At 62.7% G+C, this 17,851-nt stretch carries 16 protein-coding genes; 3 read left to right on the plus strand and 13 right to left on the minus strand.

What is annotated here, in order from left to right:
• Positions 1-40: 40 nt before the first annotated feature.
• Positions 41-658, minus strand: a complete 618-nt coding sequence (gene trhA / locus KL786_RS14600) for a PAQR family membrane homeostasis protein TrhA (RefSeq protein WP_032858758.1) — start codon at positions 656-658, stop codon at positions 41-43.
• A 132-nt stretch (positions 659-790) separates the two neighbouring features.
• Here trhA and KL786_RS14605 point away from each other — a divergent pair, with 132 nt between their 5' ends.
• Positions 791-1,711 (plus strand): LysR family transcriptional regulator, encoded by a 921-nt coding sequence (locus tag KL786_RS14605; RefSeq protein ID WP_215518063.1) that lies wholly within the window; start codon positions 791-793, stop codon positions 1,709-1,711.
• A 112-nt stretch (positions 1,712-1,823) separates the two neighbouring features.
• Here KL786_RS14605 and madM read toward each other — a convergent pair whose 3' ends face one another.
• From madM to KL786_RS14655, 10 genes are all read right to left on the minus strand, one after another.
• Positions 1,824-2,588, minus strand: coding sequence for a malonate transporter subunit MadM (gene madM / locus KL786_RS14610; protein WP_065942732.1), 765 nt, complete (start codon positions 2,586-2,588; stop codon positions 1,824-1,826).
• 5 nt (positions 2,589-2,593) lie between these two features.
• Positions 2,594-2,986 carry a malonate transporter subunit MadL gene (gene madL / locus KL786_RS14615; protein ID WP_032858764.1) on the minus strand — a complete coding sequence of 131 codons (393 nt, stop codon included), beginning with the start codon at positions 2,984-2,986 and terminating at the stop codon, positions 2,594-2,596.
• A 66-nt stretch (positions 2,987-3,052) separates the two neighbouring features.
• Complete coding sequence (mdcH, locus tag KL786_RS14620) at positions 3,053-3,958, minus strand: malonate decarboxylase subunit epsilon (RefSeq protein WP_215518064.1); 906 nt, start codon at positions 3,956-3,958, stop codon at positions 3,053-3,055.
• On the minus strand, positions 3,955-4,551 hold the full coding sequence (locus tag KL786_RS14625) for a malonate decarboxylase holo-ACP synthase (RefSeq protein WP_215518065.1): 597 nt from the start codon (positions 4,549-4,551) through the stop codon (positions 3,955-3,957). Before KL786_RS14625 ends, mdcH begins: the two co-directional genes overlap by 4 nt.
• Entirely contained in the window at positions 4,545-5,324 is a 780-nt protein-coding gene (mdcE, locus tag KL786_RS14630) for a biotin-independent malonate decarboxylase subunit gamma (RefSeq protein WP_215518066.1), read from the minus strand. The genes KL786_RS14625 and mdcE overlap by 7 nt, the downstream gene beginning before the upstream one ends.
• Positions 5,321-6,163, minus strand: coding sequence for a biotin-independent malonate decarboxylase subunit beta (locus tag KL786_RS14635; protein ID WP_215518067.1), 843 nt, complete (start codon positions 6,161-6,163; stop codon positions 5,321-5,323). The genes mdcE and KL786_RS14635 overlap by 4 nt, the downstream gene beginning before the upstream one ends.
• Positions 6,156-6,455, minus strand: a complete 300-nt coding sequence (locus KL786_RS14640; protein ID WP_215518068.1) for a malonate decarboxylase subunit delta — start codon at positions 6,453-6,455, stop codon at positions 6,156-6,158. Before KL786_RS14640 ends, KL786_RS14635 begins: the two co-directional genes overlap by 8 nt.
• A complete protein-coding gene (locus KL786_RS14645) occupies positions 6,455-7,312 on the minus strand; it encodes a triphosphoribosyl-dephospho-CoA synthase (protein ID WP_215518069.1) in 858 nt (285 codons plus the stop codon). The genes KL786_RS14640 and KL786_RS14645 overlap by 1 nt, the downstream gene beginning before the upstream one ends.
• A complete protein-coding gene (gene mdcA, locus KL786_RS14650; RefSeq protein ID WP_215518070.1) occupies positions 7,313-8,983 on the minus strand; it encodes a malonate decarboxylase subunit alpha in 1,671 nt (556 codons plus the stop codon).
• 203 nt (positions 8,984-9,186) lie between these two features.
• Positions 9,187-9,828 carry a hypothetical protein gene (locus KL786_RS14655; RefSeq protein ID WP_215518071.1) on the minus strand — a complete coding sequence of 214 codons (642 nt, stop codon included), beginning with the start codon at positions 9,826-9,828 and terminating at the stop codon, positions 9,187-9,189.
• A 474-nt stretch (positions 9,829-10,302) separates the two neighbouring features.
• On the opposite strand from KL786_RS14655, the gene KL786_RS14660 reads away from it, so the two are divergent.
• Positions 10,303-10,767, plus strand: coding sequence for a helix-turn-helix domain-containing protein (locus KL786_RS14660; protein WP_032858778.1), 465 nt, complete (start codon positions 10,303-10,305; stop codon positions 10,765-10,767).
• A complete protein-coding gene (locus KL786_RS14665; protein WP_252193737.1) occupies positions 10,746-11,234 on the plus strand; it encodes a mobile mystery protein B in 489 nt (162 codons plus the stop codon). Before KL786_RS14660 ends, KL786_RS14665 begins: the two co-directional genes overlap by 22 nt.
• A gap of 184 nt (positions 11,235-11,418) precedes the next feature.
• On the opposite strand, the gene KL786_RS14670 is transcribed toward KL786_RS14665, so the two are convergent.
• A complete protein-coding gene (locus KL786_RS14670) occupies positions 11,419-11,874 on the minus strand; it encodes a chemotaxis protein CheW (RefSeq protein ID WP_215518072.1) in 456 nt (151 codons plus the stop codon).
• Entirely contained in the window at positions 11,867-17,722 is a 5,856-nt protein-coding gene (locus KL786_RS14675) for an Hpt domain-containing protein (RefSeq protein ID WP_215518073.1), read from the minus strand. Before KL786_RS14675 ends, KL786_RS14670 begins: the two co-directional genes overlap by 8 nt.
• Positions 17,723-17,851 lie beyond the last annotated feature (129 nt).

The raw sequence follows: 17,851 nt of genomic DNA on the forward strand, positions 1-17,851 counted from the left end.
GGAGCCAGCTCCCACACAAAAGCCAGCTCCATGTGGTCTGTCAGAGCACATAGCGCATGATCGCCACAAAGTGCAGCAGGCTGCCGCCGATCACGAACAAATGCCAGATCCCATGGGAGTGCCGCAGCCGATGCTCCAGGGCAAAAAAGATAATCCCCACCGTGTACAACACCCCACCCGACGCCAGCCAGATAAAACCGTCCGTACCCAACGCGGCAATCAACGGTTTGACCGCCACCAGCACGATCCAGCCCATCACCGCATAGATCACAATCGACAAAATGCGCGCCTCGGAGCGCGGCTTGATCTCCTGCAGGATCCCGATCACCGCCAGGCCCCAGACAATCCCGAACAACGTCCAACCCCATGGACCGTTCAGGGTCACCAGGCAAAACGGGGTGTAGCTGCCGGCGATCAGCAGGTAGATCGAAAAGTGATCGACCTTCTGCATGATTTCTTTTTTGCGCCCGCGCACGCTGTGATACACCGTCGAGGCGCTGTACAGCACCAGCAGCGTAAAACCATAGATCGCCACACTGACGATCTTCCACGGGCTGCCGTCCATGCTCGCCACCACCAGCATCCACACTGCGCCAATAAAGGCTGCCACTGCGCCGAGCAAATGGCTCCAGGCGTTGAATCGCTCACCGTGATACATGTGTTGCCCACCTCCAAAAACCACTGCGCTGGCCCACAAGGCTCATGCCTGCCACGTGATAGTGCAAGGCTGTTATGACGCTTGCGATGCTTTAAGGGCACAATCGAACGCATTCGAATAAGAGTCATCGCCATGCAGATCGATGAAGAGTTCACCCTCAAGAAACTGGAAATCTTCCTGGCCTTCATGCGCACCGGCAACCTGGCCCGCGCCGCCGCCGAGTTGCAGACCAGCAATGTCAGCGTGCACCGGGCCATCCATTCCCTGGAAAACGCCCTGCGCTGCCCATTGTTCAAGCACGAAGGCCGCAACCTCACCCCGCTGGAAAGCGCCTACGTACTCGAAGAACGCGCACAAAAGCTGGTACAAGACGTGGTCGATAGCGTGCGCCTGACCCGCGAAGCCGCTGGTTTCTCCGCCGAACGCTTCAAGCTCGGCGCCCTGTATTCGCTGACGGTCAAGACCGTGCCGCAACTGATCATGGGCCTGAAAATCCGCCGCAGCGAGCTCAATATCGACCTGATCCTGGGCTCCAACGTCGACCTGATGTACAAGCTCAAGAACATGGAAGTCGACGCCATCCTGATCTCCCTCGACGAACACGCCATCGAGCCGGACTGCGCGCAGATCCAGTTGTTTTCCGACGATATCTTCCTCGCCACGCCCGCCGACTCACCCTTGGACCGCGAACAGGAAATCGACCTGGCACAGGTGCGCGACGCCACCTTCATCACCCTGACCCAAGGCTTCGCCACTCACCAGGATGGCGCACGGGTGTTCAAGCAGGCGGGTTTCGAGCCGAAGGTGGCGATGCAGGTCAACGACATCTTCACCTTGCTGAGCATGGTCAGCTCGGGGGTGGGATATGCATTGCTGCCGGGAAGGATTGCGGCGGTGTATGAGAACCGGGTGAAGCTGATTCCATTGCAGGCGCGCTACCGGCTGCAGCAGCACATTGGCGTGGTGTTCTTGAAGGCCAAGGAGCGCGATCCGAACCTGCTGGCGTTGTTGGCGGAATGTCGGATGTATGCCAATCGGCAGGTGGCCGTCTGAAAGACCGCCATCGCAGGCAAGCCAGCTCCCACATTTGAATGTGTTCACAAATCAAAATGTGGGAGCTGGCTTGCCTGCGATGAGGCCCGATCATTCAATCGAGATTAGCGAATCAGCCCACCAACCCCCGCATCAGCAAAAACAGCAACGAAGGCCCCAGCAAACACCCCAGCGCCGTATAAAACGCCGCCGTCAGGCAGCCATAAGGCACCAGCTTCGGATCGGTCGCCGCCAACCCGCCCGCCACGCCGCTGGAAGTACCCATCAACCCGCCAAAGATCACCGCACTGCGCGGGCTGTTCAGGCCAATCAGCGGCGCCACGAATGGCGTCATCACCATCACCAGAATGGCCTTGATCAACCCCGCCGCAATGGACAGCGCCATCACTTCGGAACTGGCACCAATCGCCGCCCCGGTCACCGGCCCGACGATATAGGTCACGGCGCCAGCACCGATGGTAGTCAGGCTCACTGCATCGGTATAACCAAAGGCCATGGCCACACCGACGCCCGCGATAAACGATGAGCCGACCCCGACAAACAGCGCCAGCACCCCCACATATCCAGCACGCTTGAGCTCATCGACACTCACCCCAAACGCCGTGGCGACGATGGCGAAGTCCCGCAGCATCGCCCCGCCCAGCAGACCGATGCCCGACAGCAGCGGGATATCCACCACGCCCTTGGACCCGCCGGTAAACGCCCCCCCCACATAGGACAGAACCAGCCCCAGCAGGATCGCGATAGCCGACCCATGCAGGCGGCCTTTGGTGAAGGTATCGCTGATCCAGTAGGACACCCACATGGTCAGGCCGATCACCGCAAAACCACTGATCAGACCGTAACCGGTGATGACTTTCATCAAGGATTCGTACATGGCGCTCACCCTGCCGACTTGGTGGTGACGACCGCATCCGGCTCACGGTTGCCGATGCGGACCAACACCGGTACCAGGGCAAATGCCACCACCACCGCGCAGGTGCCGGCGAGGATTGCCATGGGGCCACCGCTGATCGCGCCATAGACGTTTTGCTGGGCCGCCATGGCCACCACAATCGGGATATACACCGCCGCCCAGAAGCTCACGCCCTGCTCCGACTTGCCGGTAAACAGGCCACGCTTGCCCAGGTAACTGCCCAGGCCGATCAGCAGCAACATCGCGATCCCCACCCCGCCGACGTTGGCCGGGATGCCCATCCATTTGCCCAACAGCTCGCCGATAAACAGGCCCGCCAAGGTACACAGCGCCAGAAACGCCACACCGTAGATAATCATGCTGGTTGTCCTCTTGATGCTTGATCGAAATTGTTGTTTTTGTGCTTCGAAAGCCAAGGTCATGCTTTATCGGTGGCGGCGGCCCTCCTGTTCCAGCAGGGCCTGCAAGGTGTCCAGGCGCGCACCGTCGAAGGCAATCACGGTGCCTTGTTCAAATACCCGCCGCGCAAGGCCGGTGAGTACCGCACCGGGAGGCAGTTCGATTTGCAGGCGCACGCCGCGCTCATAAGCACTTTGCACGGTGCCGCGCCAATCGACGATGCGGCACATGTTGAAGGCCAGGTCATCGCGCAGTTGTTCAACATCACGGATTGGCCGCGCACGGGTGCTGCTCAAGTAGGTGATGGCCGGCACCTTGAGCGTGATCTTGGCGAAGGCTTCGGCCAGTGTTTGCGCAGGCACCTCCAGCAGCGCGCAATGGGACGGCACGCTGACGGCTAGGCGCTTGGCCACGCCCTTGCCCTTGATACGGTTGGCGACCTTCTGCATGGCCACCTCGCTGCCGGCGATCACGCTCTGGTTGTCGGCGTTGATATTGGCCAGGTACACCGGTGAATCAGGGCCATGGATCTCGGCCAGCACGCTTTCGACGGTGGATAACTCCAGGCCGATCAGCGCAGTCATGCCGTAGCCCTGTGGATAAGCCTGCTGCATCAGTTCACCGCGCAGGCTGACCAGCCTGAGTGCATCGGCAAACGCCAGGGCGCCGGCAATCACGGCCGCCGGGTAAGCGCCGATGGACAGGCCCGCCACGTAGTCCGGCGTGTGTTGCAACTGACGGGCATGAGCCACGCCGGCGATCAGCAGGCACAGTTGCACGGCGCGGGTACTGGCCAGGGCCTGCGCCGAATCGAGCTGGCGCACATCGTGCGCCAAGGCATCGCTGGCTTCGTCGAGGACGCTGGCGGGTAATTGCTGGAGCATGCCCGGGCGCTGGGCGCCCTGCCCCGGGAATACCAAAAGGCTGCTCATGCCACCGCCTGCCATGGATCGACGACCAGGTGCGCGCCGCTGGCATTTTTCAACAGAACCCGCTGCGATGGGCCGGCCCATTCCCGCAAGGCCACCGCGCCATACGGCGTTTGCAGTTGCAGATCCACGGCACACGGCGCCGTGTCCAGAATCGCCAGCAGATCTTCGGCATCGCCCCGCCCAAGACGCTCGGGGGTGCGCAGCAGTAAATCCAGATCACTCTGGGCATGCAGCGCTTCAATACCCGTAGCCAACTCGAAACCCGCACTGCCAGTGACGCCCCAGATCTCCTTCGCCAGCACTGGTCGCAGTTGCACGAGTGCCCGCAGCGCCGGCAGATTGCGGGGCGAGATCACGTCGCACAGTGCCTCGGGCACCACCCGCCGCCGCACTGCCGCAAGCGGCATCACGGCGGCAAAGCGCTGCTCACGCAAACGCCCGCGCACACCCACCGCCACATGGCCCGGTTCAGCCTGCGCCCGGCGTACCACCACCGGGTGTCCCGCGCCGATCACGTCCAGCACCCAGGCCGGTGCGTCAGCCGGCAGATGCGCCGGGGTCATGCCCCAAAGCAAGTCGTGAGCGTTCACCATTGCTCCCGCAGCAGCTCGCGTACATGGCTGGACGCCGCACGGTTGAGGGCGCCCAGGCGCCCCCGCAAATCCCGCACGCCGCTGTTCTGTACGTCCTTGATCGCCTGCACCAGGCAATCGCTGACCCGCGCCAGGTCGTCGGCGGTCGGTTGTTCAATCTGGCTGACGGTCAAGGTTTCCCACAACAAACCGAGGCTGGCGTAGCTGTCGATGTCGTAGGCCATGGGCGGCACGCTGGCGGCCAGGGCTTCCAGTTCTTCGACGCTGCGCAAGGTCACCCGCGCCGCCGAGGCCTTGCCCATGGCGTGCACCATCACCCCAGGATCGCGCAGGGCAATCAGGCGATTGGCTTGGTAGCCATGGGCAAGAAACGCACCGGACATGGCCTTGCCCACCAGCAATGCGATCACCGGATGCCCGGCCAGACGGGCGCGGGCGTAACTGTCCGCCGCCGCCGCCAGGGCTTGATGAATGCCCAGCGCTTCTTCGCGACGGCCATAGGCCTGGCTCGGCACATCAACGATGGCAATGATCGGGCGTTGATCGCCGCTGGCGATGGCTTCATCCACCGCCTTGGCCAAGCCCCAGCCTTCCAGCAACCCCACCTCACCCTGGCGTGCGCGGGGGAAGCGGTTGGCGGCATCCGGCACCACAGCGATAAAACGTACGGCCAGCTCACCCAGCACGCCATCCGCCACTTTCAACGACGCCGGCAAACCCGCCACCGGCGCTGCGCCAGCGCTCAATGCATTGAACCACTGCAAACCTCTCATGAGCGTTCTCCCTGATACAGGTCACGAACCGTGGCCGGCTCGATCTGCGGTGCGGCGTCCAGTTCAGCCAGGCGCGCCAGGTAATAGTCGGCCTGGCGACTGCGTTGAGTGGCCGGCAAACCCTGTTGCAACAGGGCACTGATCTGCTCGCGGATCTGCGTCACATCGTCCGCCACATAGCCGTCGGCCAGGCCGCTGTTGAAGCGCTGCTCGCCGCCGGTCAGGCTCCAGATAAAGGGCCGGTCGCGGGAGTCGTACTCTTCAAGGCCGGCTTCCTGCTCGATCACCTGCGGGCCGTTCAAGCCCAGGCGGGCTTCGCGGGTCACCAGCAGATAACTGCACAGGCCGGCGGCGATGGACATGCCGCCAAAACAACCGACACTCCCAGCCACCACGCCGATCACCGGCTGGTACTGGCGCAGGTCGACAATCGCAGCGTGGATATCGGCAATCGCCGCCAGCCCAAGGTTGGCTTCCTGCAAGCGCACGCCGCCGGTTTCCAGCAGCAGCACGGCGCGGGTGGGAATGCCGTTGCGGTTGTCCTCGGCAGCCAGTTCCAGGGCGCCGGCGATTTTCGCGCCGCCCACTTCACCGAGGCTGCCACCCTGGAAGTTGCCTTCGATGGCGGCGATCACCACGGGTAAACCATCGAGGGTGCCCTTGGCGATCACCACCCCATCGTCGGCTTGCGGGACCACGCCCTGGCGGCTCAGCCACGGCGACATCACCCGCTGGAACGGATCGATCAATTCCCGATAGCTGCCGCTGTCGAGCAAGGCCTTGGCCCGCTGACGCGCGCCGAGTTCGACGAAGCTGTGTTTGTTGAGCAAGTCAGTCATGGCCCAGCTCCTCGAAACCTTGTTCCAGGCGCAAACGCACCACGCCTGGGGTAGCGCCGAAGTCGTGGATCTGAATGTTCAAGGCCGGTGGCGTCTGTTCCTGGAAGATCCTCTGGAACAGGTGGTGCCAACGCTGCTCGGCGCCATTGACCGAGGTTTGTACCTGGATCACCAGGGTGCCCGCAGTGCCCGGTTCCAGCAGCACTTCAAGGTCGCCGGAACCGACGCAACCCACCAGCGCACGGCCTTTGGGTCGCTGCCCGGCAGGGAATTCAAAAGATAGGGTTTCCATCAAAACGCTCCGTCGCAAGACTCGATGCGGTCGATAAACAGGCAGGTGGCCAACAGGTCGGCGGCGCCACCGGGGGAGGCATTCAGGGCCAGTAGCTGTTGGTCCAGTTCGTTGAGCCGGCGGCGCCCGCCCAGGCTGGCGCTGCCGCCTGCATCGAGCACAGCCTGGGCGCCCAACTGCATGGCTTGCAGGCCTTCGGTGCCGGCACGGTAGAGCACGCAGGTGTCGGCCAGTTGGGTCATGATCGCCAGCAGCGCATCGAGGCGGGCGTTCTGCTCGCCTTGTTGTTGCGCGCGGCTTGCGTGCAGTTGCGGCAGGCCGCGTTGCAGCACCGCAGGGAAGCCCAATTGCGCTTCTTCCCGGGCGCCGCGCGCGCCGTAGCGCTGGGCGACTTGCATGCCATGGCTCAACGGTTGCGGCGCATAGCGGTCATTGAGCAGGGCCAGGCGCGCGGCGCGCAGGCTCAGGGCGCTGGCGTTGCGGGACGTGGGGTCCAACGCGACGGCAGCCACCAGCAGGCCGAGGGCCCAGATCGCGCCACGATGGGTATTCACGCCTTGTGTGGTGGTGAGCATCGTTTGCTCACCTTCGCGCCCGATACGACCAAGGGCTTCGCGCAGCGGCAAGCCGATTTCACCCAGCTCAATCGCCGCCTCGGCCATTTCCTTGAACGCCGGCCACAGGGACAGCGCCGAGGCATGCATCAAACCCAGGTGCAGATCGTTGTGGGCGCCGTTGCCGCGCCGATCCACCAACGCCGGTTTGGGCGACAAGTCGGCTTCGTCGATCAGCGCGTCGACCGCCAGGTCCGCCAGTTGCTCGGCCAGGGTCAGTGTGTGCAGTTTGAGTGCGTGCATTTACCAGCTCCTGAACTTGGCGGGTGGGTTGTACAGGCCGCCGGACCAGTCCACCAGGTCGGCCACGCTTTTGGCCGCCAGCAGTTCGCGGGTGGCGTCGGTGCGGCGGATGCCTAGGTCTTCGGGCAAGGCGATCAGGCCTTCGCGGCGCATTCGCGCAGTGTCCTTGGGGTTATGGCGCAAGCCGATGGCCGTGACTCCGGCGACGGCGGCGATCATCGCCTGGCGTTCTTCCAGGGAGCGCGCCTTGTACAGGTAGGCGATGCCTTCTTCGGTGAGCAGGTGGGTCACGTCGTCGCCGTAAATCATGATCGGCGCCAGCGGCATGCCGCTTTTGCGCGCCACTTCCACCGCGTCGAGGGTTTCGACGAAGGTGGGTTTGCCGCCCTCCTGGAAGGTCTCGACCATTTGCACGACGAGTTTTTTGCCGCGTTCCAGCAGGGCTTCGGGGGCATCGCCGTGGCGCATATCGAGCCAGGCCGGAGTGCCGTGGCGCCGGCCGCGCGGGTCGTGGCCCATATTCGGCGCGCCACCAAACCCGGCCAGGCGACCACGGGTCACGGTGGAGGAATGCCCATCGCCATCGACCTGCAAGGTGGCGCCGATAAACAGATCCACCGCGTATTGGCCGGCCAGTTGGCAGAACATCCGGTTGGAGCGCAGCGAGCCGTCGCGACCGGTGAAGAACACATCCGGCCGCGCGGCGATGTAGTGTTCCATGCCCAGTTCGGTGCCGAAGCAATGCACGCTCTCGACCCAGCCGCTTTCGATGGCGGGGATCAGCGTCGGGTGCGGGTTGAGGGTCCAGTTGCGGCAGATCTTGCCTTTGAGGCCCAGGGATTCGCCGTAGGTCGGCAGGATCAATTCAATCGCCGCGGTGTTGAAGCCGATGCCGTGGTTCAGCGACTGAACGTTGTGTTTCTCATAGATACCACGGATCGCCATCATCGCCATCAACACATGCACCGGCTTGATGTGCCGCGGGTCGCGGGTGAACAGCGGTTCGATGTAGAACGGCTTGTCGGCCACCACCACAAAATCCACCCAGCTCGCCGGAATGTCCACCCGGGGCAAGTCGCTGACGTCATCCACCAACTGGTTGACCTGGACGATGACGATGCCATCGCTGAAGGCCGCCGGCTCGATCAGCGCCGGGGTGTCTTCGGTGCTGGGGCCGGTGTAGATGTTGCCGGCGCGGTCGGCCATGAAGCCGGCAGACAGCACTACGTTGGGGATCAGGTCCACCACCAGCCGTGCATAGAGTTCGATGTAGGTGTGAATCGCACCGACTTCCAGCAGACCGTCTTCGAGCAACTGGCTGATGCGCAGGGATTGGGTGCCGGCGAACGAGAAGTCGAGCTTGCGCGCGATGCCCTTTTCAAACAGGTCCAGGTGCTCGGAGCGCCCGACGCTGGGCATGATCATGTGCAAGTCATGGAGCACGGCCGGGTCGGCCTTGGCCAGGGAGCGCGAGAGAAAGTCGGCCTGCTTCTGGTTGTTGCCTTCCAGCACCACCCGGTCGCCGGGCAGGATCAGGGCTTCAAGGGCCTCGACAATGCGCTCGGTGGGCAACACCACGCCATCAGCCAGGGATGCCACCCGCGCCAGGCGCCGCTGTTTCTCATCGCGTCGCCGCGTCCAGCGCGAGTCGGGGGTTATTGTTGTTGTCATGATCGCTCCACGGGTTCGCTGTCGTGGGGCTCACCATAGGAGTGAATGAGGAGGGGTATCAATCAAGCTCGGCGGCGAACCGTTACGGTTGGAGTAACGATCCCCTCTGTAGGAGCGAGCTTGTTCGCGAAAAACCTCAACGATAACGCAGCGCTATCAGGTAACGCGCGGCGCCCATGCGTCCTTCGCGAGCAAGCTCGCTCCTACAGCCATTCCATGCGCTGGCGCCACACCGTCCAGCCCATGGCTGCGCCCGCGACGAGATGGAACCCCAGCACCGCCGCCAGGCTCCAGCTCACCAGCCCCCCAATCGCCTGCACATACACCGGCAGTAGAAACAGCAACAGCCCAAACAACAGACCCACGCCCCACTGCTCCCACTTCATTAACCGGCGCAGGCGGGAGACGATCGCGCAACCCAACGCCGCACCCAGGAATACCAGCAACAAGCCCGACACTGCATGCCCCGTCACCACAGGCCAACCGAAGAACCACAAGAGCAGGCAGAGCGCAGACAAGGCGAGTGAGCACATGAGGATAAACACGAACAGGTATTCAAAGCCCCTCAGGCCCCAGCCGCGGATGAAATTGCGGGTCTGTTCAATTTCGGCCTTGTTCGGCCCTTTCGAGATAGCGACTGCAAGCAGGCCCGAGCCCAGGCCGCCCAGGGTCATGACTACAAAATTGGTCACAACCCCTTTGATTTCTTTACCGGTGGCGCTGAGCGTCAGCAGTTCCAGGTGCCCCAAAATCAACACCGCGCCTACGGACGTGATCCCAAACCCTACGAGCTTGCCGCGCCTGGTTGGGCATTTCATCGTCACGCTGGCGGTGATCACCAGCACCACAAACCACATGATTAAAGCGAAGGTAAACGGGTTGAGGTTATACAGCCGGGCAAATACGTCGAATAGCCACATTGGGTTGTTGCTTCCACCGAAAGACTCCTTGGGTTATCGGCGGGTTTACGTGGGGCTTTACCCGAGCAGGCATCAGTCCCAAAAAGGGAACGAACGGTCCTTTTCTGGGACTGATCAAGTTTTGGCGCGAAGGCGCAGAGCGACAAGTTCATGGGCGGCGCGAAAACTTGCGGGCATCATGCCGCACGATTATTCCTACAGATTTTTGAGGTTGTTGCTCGGATGTCGTCTCACTAGCCTTTTGTATCGGAACCCTCTGCGCACGACATAAAACGAATGCCTAAAGGCATACAAAATAAATAATATTGACTGCCTATAGGCATACATATAATGTAAAAATGTATGCCTATAGGCATTCAATAACTGCACATCTGACAGGCAAAATACGGGTACCGCCCCATGACATCTTCCTCACTCAACGAACTGCGCCTTGCCCAAGTAGAAAGGGCGCTGGAGCCGTTTGAAACACTAAGTGGCAAATCCACCCCGCCTGGAGGATGGCTGCGCTCGATCAGAGAATCATTGGGCCGATCACTGAGATCCCAGGCAGCCATGCTCGGCGTTGCCTTTGCTACGTTGCAGCAGTCGGAGCAGGCCGAAGCTGAAGATCGCATCACACTCGCCCAGCTCCGTAAGTTGGCGGCAGGCCTGGACTGTGAGCTTGTCTACGCTCTGGTACCAAGAAAACCGCTACACGAGATGGTGCAGGCGCGGGCCGAGCTACTGGCCAGGCAAGAAGTCATGGGGGTCGCTCATACGATGAGCCTCGAAAACCAACGTCCGTCAGATACGTTCGTCGAGCGTCAGGTGGCGGATCGCCGTATGGAATTGCTCCGCGGCCCATGGGCTCGATTGTGGCGATAGAACTTGAGCTAAAACCCGGCCAAACACCCCTGGCCCCCGACGAGATAGCGGGGCTTAAACCCAGGCACATCACCACCCAAGGCGAGTTGGATGAATGGGAAGCTGCAAACATCCTCAAGGCAATGCGTTGGCTGGGGCGCCAAAACAACCTTGATGTCTTGAACGAACATTTCTGCCGTCAACTCCACACCAAAATGTTCAGTGACACATGGAGATGGGCCGGGACATTCAGGAACACCGACAAAAATATCGGCTGCGACTGGACGAAGATTTCAGTCAACCTGCGTCACCTTCTCGACAACACGACTTATTGGCTGGAACACCATGTATTCCCGTGCGAAGAGGTTGCTGTCCGTTTTCATCACCAACTGGTTTCGCTGCACCCATTCCCCAATGGCAACGGTCGCCACGCGCGCTTGATGGCCGACTGCCTGCTGAGACAACAAGGACTTGCGCCTTTCTCCTAGGGGAGCGCTAACCTGATCGCAGCCAATGAAGTCCGTATGCGCTACATCCAGGCTTTGCGCGCAGCCGATTTGAACGATTACAGCCTGCTTCAAGCTTTCGTGTGCAGTTAACCTGACGCAATCGAATGTGGACGCTGGCTTGTCGGGGCCCACCTTTGATCTCCAACGGTCGCAGGGATTTTGCTCAGGCCAACCCAGCCTCGACCAGCAGCGCCTCCAGCCCCAGCAAGTCCGGCACTTTCGCCACATGCACGCCGACCTGTACCGCCGCCAGCTCCAGGGGCGATAGAGGCACATCCACGTAGCTCAACTGGCTGTCGAGCTTGTACGAGCGGGGAATGCCCTGGATCACCAGCGCGATAAACTTCAACGTCGCCCGTCCACCCAGGGCGTTGAGGACCACGATCCGGGCGCGTTCGCTGACCACGCTGGCACCGCCACACGCCGCCTCGAAGCTGATCAAGGGCAATTGCTGGTCGCGCCAGGTCACTTGCCGCAAGTACCACGGTGGTGCGTCGCTGGCCGGTTCGCCGCGCTGGAAGTCGATCAGCTCGGCCACCGCTACGTTGGGCAGCAGCAGGTGGCGGTCGGCCAGGGGCAGGAGCAGGCCGGTGAGTTGACTGGTGCGGTGGTCAAGCATGTTTCGGGCTCCAGTAGGCGATGCTTTCCAGCAGCACCGACTCTTGATACGGCTTGCCAAGGTAGTCGTTGACGCCAATGGCCATGGCCCGGTCGCGATGTTTCTGGCCGGTGCGCGAGGTGATCATGATGATCGGCAGACGCTTGAGCCGTGGGTCGTTGCGTACCTGGATCGCCACTTCAAAGCCGTCCATGCGCGGCATCTCGATATCCAGCAACATCAGGTCGGGGGTGTGTTCCTCCAGAACGGCGATGGCATCGATACCGTCCTTGGCGGTCAGCACGTTCATGCCGTTGCGCTCCAACAAGCGGCTGGTGACTTTGCGCACAGTGACCGAGTCGTCCACCACCAGCACAAGCAACCGCCGTTTTTTCTGCGGCTCGTTGACCGTCAGCGGATTCTCCGTGGCCTGGGCCGGCAAGGCCGGTGCCAGGGCGCGGATATGCGCCAGCAGGTCGATGATCAACACCACCCGGCCGTCACCGAGGATGGTCGCCCCGGACAGCCCCTGCACCGCCGCAAACTGCGGGCCCAGGCCCTTGACCACGATTTCCCGGGTGCCGGCCATGTCGTCCACCTGCACCGCGATGTGCCGCTCGTTGCATTGCATCAACAGCACCGGCAACGGCTGGTCTTGCCCCAGCAGCTTGGGCCGGGCGACGGTGTGCAGCAACTCGCCCAGGTAATACAACTCGTAGCGCTGGCCCGCGTATTCATACACAGGTGGGTCCAGTTGGTAGTGCCCTTCCAGCTCATTGGGCAATACCCGTACCAGGCCCTGGATGGTGTTCAACGGGATCGCGTACTGGTCCTCCGCGCACTGCACCATCAACGCCCGGTTGACCGACACCGTAAACGGCAGGCGAATGCGAAAATGCACGCCCAGGCCGGGTGTAGAGTCAATGAACATGCTGCCGCCCAGTTGGCGCACTTCTTCGTGCACCACGTCCATGCCCACGCCACGCCCGGAAATCTGGGTGATTTTTTCGGCGGTGGAAAACCCCGGCTGCAAGATGAACTGCAACACGTCGCGGTCGCTGATCTCCATCTCCGGGTCCAGCAGGCCACGCTTGATCGCCTTGCGCCGCACCGCATCCAGCGGCACGCCGGCGCCGTCGTCGCGCATGTCGAAGATGATATCGCCGCCTTCGTGGCTCAGGTCCAGGGTGATCCGACCTTTCTCCGGCTTGCCCGCCAACAGCCGCGCATCCCGCGACTCCAGGCCGTGGTCGACGGCGTTGCGCAGCATATGTTCCAGGGGCGCTGCCATGCGTTCCAGCACGTTGCGGTCCATTTCGCCCTCGGCATTGCCGACCACGAATTCCACATCCTTGCCCAGCTCACCGGCCACTTGCCGCACGATGCGCTTGAGGCGCGGCAACATGCGCTCGAACGGCACCATGCGCGTGCGCATCAGGCCTTCTTGCAACTCGGTGTTGATGCGCGCCTGTTGCTGCAACAGGTTCTGCGCATCCTGGTTTCGCTGGTCGAGGGTTTCCTTGAGGTCCAGCAGGTCTGAAGCCGACTCGGACAACGCACGGGACAGTTGTTGCAACTGCGAATGGCGATCCATTTCCAGCGGGTCGAATTCTTCGTAGCCCAGGCGCTCGGCTTCGGCATGCTGGCGGCTGAGGATCCGCCCCTGGGTCTCGGTATCGAGGCGGCGCAGTTGGTCGCGCATGCGCTCGATGGTGGTTTGCACCTCGGTAAGGGCGGTGCGTGCATCGTTGACCTGCTGCTCGATACGCCCACGAAAAATCGAAGTTTCACCAGCGAGGTTGACCAGGTCATCCAGCAGTTCGGCAGAGATTTTCACCATGTCCGCGCCCGGCTCACTGGCAGCCGGCGCCTCGGGTTTGGCGGCGGGCATCGCGACCGGGGCAGCCTGGGCTTCGACTGGTTGGACCAGGCTTTTGATCCGCTCGATCAGACGTTCTACCGAGCCAACCGGCAACCCCGCCGCCACCGCCTCGACCATCTGTGCCAGGCGGTCGTGGCAGCCTTGCAACAACGCAAACAGCTCAGCGGTAGGCGCCAGCAAGCCGGCCGACAAGCCTTCGTAGAGAAACTCCAACTCATGGGCCAGGTCGCCGATGGGGCCGATCTCGACCATGCGTGCGCCGCCCTTGAGGGTGTGCAGGTCGCGCAGCAGGGTCTCGACTTCCTGGCGGCTCTGCGGCTCGGCCTGCCAGCGCAACAGCGCGGCGCCGGAGCTGTCGAGGATGTCGGCGGCTTCTTCAAGAAAGATGTCCAGCAGCTCGGGATCACTGCCGGCCACCTGCGCCTCGGGCGGTGTGAGAACCGTCACCGGCGCGGCGTTCTGACGTACCTCGCGCAAACGGTTGATCAGGGCGCTGGAATCACTCAAGGGTTGCTGCTCTTGCAACTGCTCCAACTGCAACGCCAGGTGTTCATGGCTGTCCATCAACACTTGCGCCAATTCGCCGGAGTAGCTGTAGCGCCGGTCCACCAGGCCTTCGTAAAGGCTTTCCAGTTCCTGGGCCAGATCGCCCACCGGGCCGATTTCGGCCATGCGCGCGCCACCCCGCAGGGTGTGCAGGTCGCGTTGCAGGGACGAGAGCGGCGCCACGCCGTCGGGCTCCAGTAACCAGCGCTTGAGGGATTGCCCGGCGCTGTCGAGGATATCCACGGCCTCTTCAAGGAAGATCTCGACGATCTCATCGTCCACCGCCCAGTCCTGTTGCAACTGGGTGGTGGCCGCACCCAATTCGGCAATGCTCAGTGTACGACTACCATCGCTTTTGATCAGCCCGGTGGCGCTCGGATCCAGCCCTTCATCGAGCAACTCGCGCAAGGCCTTCATGCGTGCCGGCGCCGGGCTGACTTCCTGGCCTGCGGCCAGTTGGTCGAGCATGTTGATCAGGGCTTCATGGGCCTGCTCGGCCTCATGGAAAAACCGCTCGCTGACCGCCAGGCTGCTCTCTTCCACCGCGCCGTACAGGTCGAGCAAGGCTTCACACAACTCGTCCATCGGGTGCAGGTCGGCCAGGTGCGCGCCCTCGCCCAGGGTGGTCAGTTCGTCCAGCAATGCGCTGAGTTCCTGGCGCTCGCCGGGGTGTTGCTGCCAGCGCCGCAGCAGGCTTTCGGCGTCCAGCAGGATATCCATGCCCTGGGCCAGGAAGTTGCTGATCAACTGCGGGTCGCGCTTGACCCGCAAGCCCGTACTCGGGGCGTTGAGGAAGGCTTCGAGCTGGCTGTCGAGGCGCGCCTGGGTGCGTTCGATCAAGGACTGCGCGCCTTCGATAGGCACCAGGGGATCACTGCCCAACTGGCGCAAGCCGCGCTGGAACAGGGCTTCACCCTCCAGCAACAGTTCGACTTCATCCAGGTCCAGCGCCAGGCGATGGGCCTTGAACTCACGGGTCAAGTGATCCAACGGCCGCGCCAGTTCGGCGATTGGCAAGACGCCCGCCATATAGGCACTGCCCTTGAGGGTGTGCAGGGCGCGTTGCAGCTCGTCGCTGACGTGCAGCGGCATCTGTTCGGTGGCCTGGTGCAAGAACCGATTGAGGCTGTCCAAGTGGCTTAGCGCTTCGTTGCGGAAAATCTCCAGCAGCAGCGGGTCGAGCGTGTTGTCGTCCGGCTCCACGGCAACCGGTAATGGCGCGCCATTGGCCAGGGCGTGGGCGCGTGCCGCAAGGTGGTCGGCATCGTCCCGCTGGCGCTGGGTGTCAGAGGCGAACTCGGCGATCAACTCGGGCAGCAGTAACACAACATCGTCCAATACCGCCTGGACTTCGGGGCCTGGCGCGACGACCCGTTCGATCACACGGTTGAGCAGGTTTTCCACGGCCCAGGCCAACTCTGCCAACACCAGCGCCCGCACCATGCGCCCGCTGCCTTTCAAGGTATGGAAGGCACGGCGCATGTCGCTCAGGGCAGTCTTGTCGGCCAGGCTCGCAGCGCCCTGGGGGACCAGGCGCTGCAACACTTCCAGCACTTCTGCGGTTTCTTCCAGGAACACCTCACGCAGTTCGTCATCCACCGACTCTTCATCGGCAGGCGGCGGCAACAGGCTGCCCGGGCGTTGCAGTGCCGGCGGGTTGAGGCGCGGGGTCGGGCTGGCGAGCGCCTGGGCCAGGGTCTGGGAGTCGGCCGGCAACTCATCGGCCGGCACGGCCCGCTCCTGGCGCCAGGGCTGCTGCGCCTGTACCGGCGCGTAGCCGAGTGCCGCAAGCCCGTCGAAGGCGATATCCAGTACGCGCTCGCCCGGCGCATCCGGGTCCTGGAGCATACGTTCCAGGTAGTGCTCAAGGCTGCTGAGCACATCGGCAAAATGCTCAAGGTCCACCGCCGGTGGTGCAGTGGCGTGGACCATCAATTGCTCATCCACGTAGTCATTGAAACCACGCATCAGGCTCGCCGCACGGTGCAGCGGAATCATCGCCAGGGCGCCACGCACTTGGGTCAGCAGTTCGGGCAGGGACTCCAGGCGCTGCGTATCCCAGTGCGCTTCAAGGCAGTCGACCACCAGTTCCCGGGCCTGCTTGAGGCACTGGCATGACTCCTTGATCACCAACTGGTGGATCTGAGTCAGGTCGGTGGTGGGCAGGCGGCTGTCTTCACGGCTTTGCGGCTCGACGGTACCGACCATCCCGGCCAGCGTCGCTTCGACATACAGCAACGCCCCGGCCACATCCATCAACACCGCATCGTTGGGTTCACGCTGCCCCTGGGCCAGGCCCTGGACCACCGCCAGCTGGTCGATGATGACTTTGCGCGGCTGGCCAAACCCCAATACCGCGAGGGTGTCGGCAATCTGTCGCAACGGCGCCAGCAGGCTGTCCAGGCCCGAGAGGTGCTGGCGGTCGCTGCGCACGAACAAGTCCAGGCGTTCCTTGACCCGCACCAGTTCTTCACACAACGCACCCAGTACCGAGCCCATGGCATTGCGGTCAGGTCCGGCCAGGCGCGCACGTTCGGCATCGACCACCGCGCTGTCGGGCAAGGCCTCATCCAGGCCGTAGCGTTCCTTGAGGCTTTGCATGCGCGGGGTCGGCCGGGTGACTTTGGCGATATAGAACAGCAGGCTCTTGAGCAATTGGTCCGGCGCCGGGGTGTTGATCCCTTCGATGCCCTGGATTTGCAGGCGCTTGAGCACCTTGTCACAACTCTTGAACAGGCTGCGCAACGCCGGGCTATTGGCGATGACCCCGGTGAACATGCCTTCGGTCAGCGCCGAGGTGACTTGCCACAACGCCAGCAACGGCGCGCCGTGACACAGCGCTTCCAGTTGGGCGAAGACCCGGGCCATGTCTTCCAGATTGCTCGGGCCGTGGTCCTCACGCAGCAGCCCGGCCAAGCCCTGTTGCAGCATTTGCCGCCATTGCTGCAGTTGCTCGGCAAAATCCGCCGGCGCACGTTGGGCCAGCGCATCCTCGGGCAGCGGCGCGATCACCAGCAGTTGCGGGCTGAACAGGCTGGTTTCCGAGAGCAGGCTTTTGCCATGCACACTGCGCAGGTCGTTGAGCAGCGGCAACACCACCAGGGGCAGGTCGCGCCGGGCACTGTGGACACGGTCCAGGTACAACGGCAGTTGCCCGAGGGCCTGTTGCAGCAGGCGAATACCTTCTTCGCGCTGGCTGACACGCCCGGCTTGCAGGGCCTGGGCCAGGTGTTCCATTTCTTCGGCGAGCAACGCCGCGCCGTAGAACTCGACCATTTGCAGGGCGCCATGAACCTGGTGAATGCCCTCCAGGCACTGCGCAAGGGCCTCATCGCTGGCCTCGTCGGTGTAGGCGTCCAGCGCCGAACGGGCCTGCTTCAGGGTGTCGGCGATCTCGCCCTTGACCCATTCGAGGGCGACGTAGTCGTGCCGGTCAACCATAACGACTCCCGTCTGAATGGGTGAAAAGTGAGAAGCCATGTGGGAGCGGGCTTGCTCGCGAAAGCGCTGGGTCAGTCGGCACATTAGGTGACTGATACACCGCTTTCGCGAGCAAGCCCGCTCCCACAT

The sequence above is a fragment of the Pseudomonas sp. TAE6080 genome (assembly GCF_018732265.1).
GTDB lineage: Bacteria > Pseudomonadota > Gammaproteobacteria > Pseudomonadales > Pseudomonadaceae > Aquipseudomonas > Aquipseudomonas brenneri.

Excerpts from the sequence above, each read along its gene's own strand:
- KL786_RS14660 (WP_032858778.1), top strand. The coding sequence starts at position 10,303 with ATGACATCTTCCTCACTCAACGAACTGCGCCTTGCCCAAGTAGAAAGG.
- KL786_RS14640 (WP_215518068.1), bottom strand. The coding sequence starts at position 6,455 with ATGGAAACCCTATCTTTTGAATTCCCTGCCGGGCAGCGACCCAAAGGC.
- mdcE (WP_215518066.1), bottom strand. The coding sequence starts at position 5,324 with ATGAGAGGTTTGCAGTGGTTCAATGCATTGAGCGCTGGCGCAGCGCCG.
- madM (WP_065942732.1), bottom strand. The coding sequence starts at position 2,588 with ATGTACGAATCCTTGATGAAAGTCATCACCGGTTACGGTCTGATCAGT.
- KL786_RS14635 (WP_215518067.1), bottom strand. The coding sequence starts at position 6,163 with ATGACTGACTTGCTCAACAAACACAGCTTCGTCGAACTCGGCGCGCGT.
- KL786_RS14625 (WP_215518065.1), bottom strand. The coding sequence starts at position 4,551 with ATGGTGAACGCTCACGACTTGCTTTGGGGCATGACCCCGGCGCATCTG.
- mdcH (WP_215518064.1), bottom strand. The coding sequence starts at position 3,958 with ATGAGCAGCCTTTTGGTATTCCCGGGGCAGGGCGCCCAGCGCCCGGGC.
- KL786_RS14665 (WP_252193737.1), top strand. The coding sequence starts at position 10,746 with ATGGGCTCGATTGTGGCGATAGAACTTGAGCTAAAACCCGGCCAAACA.
- madL (WP_032858764.1), bottom strand. The coding sequence starts at position 2,986 with ATGATTATCTACGGTGTGGCGTTTCTGGCGCTGTGTACCTTGGCGGGC.
- KL786_RS14645 (WP_215518069.1), bottom strand. The coding sequence starts at position 7,312 with ATGCACGCACTCAAACTGCACACACTGACCCTGGCCGAGCAACTGGCG.
- mdcA (WP_215518070.1), bottom strand. The coding sequence starts at position 8,983 with ATGACAACAACAATAACCCCCGACTCGCGCTGGACGCGGCGACGCGAT.
- trhA (WP_032858758.1), bottom strand. The coding sequence starts at position 658 with ATGTATCACGGTGAGCGATTCAACGCCTGGAGCCATTTGCTCGGCGCA.
- KL786_RS14605 (WP_215518063.1), top strand. The coding sequence starts at position 791 with ATGCAGATCGATGAAGAGTTCACCCTCAAGAAACTGGAAATCTTCCTG.
- KL786_RS14675 (WP_215518073.1), bottom strand. The coding sequence starts at position 17,722 with ATGGTTGACCGGCACGACTACGTCGCCCTCGAATGGGTCAAGGGCGAG.
- KL786_RS14670 (WP_215518072.1), bottom strand. The coding sequence starts at position 11,874 with ATGCTTGACCACCGCACCAGTCAACTCACCGGCCTGCTCCTGCCCCTG.